General features: G+C 75.2%; 2 protein-coding genes. One reads left to right on the top strand and one right to left on the bottom strand.

Annotation, left to right across the window (positions count from 1 at the left end; all coding sequences use genetic code 11):
• Positions 1-635, top strand: a 635-nt coding sequence (locus HMPREF0731_RS20085; protein WP_007006051.1) for a TetR/AcrR family transcriptional regulator, incomplete at its 5' end; no start/stop codon positions are given.
• Positions 636-660: 25 nt separating this feature from the next.
• On the opposite strand, the gene HMPREF0731_RS20080 is transcribed toward HMPREF0731_RS20085, so the two are convergent.
• Positions 661-1,610: Bug family tripartite tricarboxylate transporter substrate binding protein (locus HMPREF0731_RS20080; protein ID WP_007006050.1), on the bottom strand; the 950-nt coding region annotated here is incomplete at its 5' end.

The raw sequence follows: 1,610 nt of genomic DNA, 5'->3' as shown, positions 1-1,610 counted from the left end.
GACCCGCCCCGCGCGCCCGCGCCGGCCGCCCCTCCAAGGGCGAGGCCGCCGAGATGTCCGGCCGGATCATCGACGCCGCGGCGCGGCTGTTCGCCGCCCAGGGCTTCAGCGCGACCTCGATGGAGCAGGTCGCCGCCGCCTGCAACGCCGGCAAGGACACGCTCTACCGGCGCTTCCCCTCCAAGGCGGCGCTGTTCGGCGCGGTGCTCGGGCGGCTGCGCGAGCGCATCCTGCTGCGGCTGCGGACCGAGATCGCGCCGCCCGGCGGCGGCACCCCCGCCCTGGCCAGGCTGCGCCAGGTGGCGCGGCTGTTCCTGACCCTCAACCTCGATCCCGACCTGCTGGCCTATCGCCGCATCGCCTTCACCGAGGGGCTGGTGTTCGGGGCGGAGCCGCCGGCCGCCGACCCCATCCTGGACGCGCTGGTGCGCGCCGTGGCCGAGGCGCAGCGGGACGGCGCGCTGCGGCCGGGCCCGGCCGAGCCGCTGGCGCAGCACCTGCTGCACAGCATCGTCTACGGCCCGACCAACGAGGCGATGCTCGGCCGCGCGACCTACGCCACGGAAGAGGCGCAGGACCGCCACTTCGCGCAGATGTGGGAGCTGTTCCTGCACGGCGCCGCGCCGCGGGGGTAAGCCCCGCGCGGGCCGCCCGCGCGGTTCACTCCACCCGGGCGCCGGAGGCGCGCACCAGCGGCGCCCAGTCGCGCACCTCGTCCGCGACATAGGCGGCGAAGCGCTCGGGCGACCAGCCGCGCATCGGCGGCATGCCGAGCTCCTCCAGCCGGGCGGCGATCGCGGGGTCGGCCAAAGCGTGGCCGACCGCGGCCGACATCCGCTCCACCACCGGGCGCGGCGTCGTGGCGGGGCCGAACAGGCCGAACCAGGAATAGGCCTTGTAGTCCGGCACCCCGGCCTCGGCCATGGTCGGCACCTCGGGCATCAGGGCGGAGCGCTCCTCCGCCGTGACGAACAGGCAGCGCGCCTGGCCGGACTGGTGGTAGGGCAGCAGCAGCCCGTAGACGTCCTGGATGAACTGCACCTCGCCATTGATCAGCGCGCTGATCGACTGGGTGCCGGAGCGGTAGGGCACATGCTCGACCCGCGCGCCGATGCGGGTGGCGAAATTGGCGTTGGCCAGGTGGCCGGTGGCGCCGACGCCGTTCGAGCCGTACTGGTACTTGCCGGGGTGGGCGCGCAGCGTCTCGATCAGCTCGGCGGCGCTGCGCACGTTCCAGCCCTGGGTGGTCACCGCCAGCACCAGCGGCACGAAGACGGTGGGGGCGATGGCCGCCAGGTCGCGCACCGGGTCGTAGGGCAGGTTGGGGTAGAGCGCCTTGGCCACGCCGGTCGAGGCCAGGGTGGCGTGGACGAAGCTGTGCCCGTCGGTCGCCTTGGCCACCGCGTCGGTGCCCACCGTGCTGCCGGCGCCGGGGCGGTTCTCGATCACCACCGGCTTGCCCAGATGCTCGCTCATGCGCGGCGCCAGCAGGCGCATCACCAGGTCGGTGCTGCCGCCCGGGCCATAGGGCACGATCATGCGCACCGGCTGCGACGGCCAGGCGGCCGGCCGCTCCTGCGCCCGCGCCAGGCCCGGCAGGGCGAGGCCCG

The sequence above is a fragment of the Pseudoroseomonas cervicalis ATCC 49957 genome, from assembly GCF_000164635.1.
GTDB lineage: Bacteria > Pseudomonadota > Alphaproteobacteria > Acetobacterales > Acetobacteraceae > Pseudoroseomonas > Pseudoroseomonas cervicalis.
Note: the sequence above shows the minus strand (reverse complement) of the source record. Positions and strands in the feature narration are given on the sequence as shown.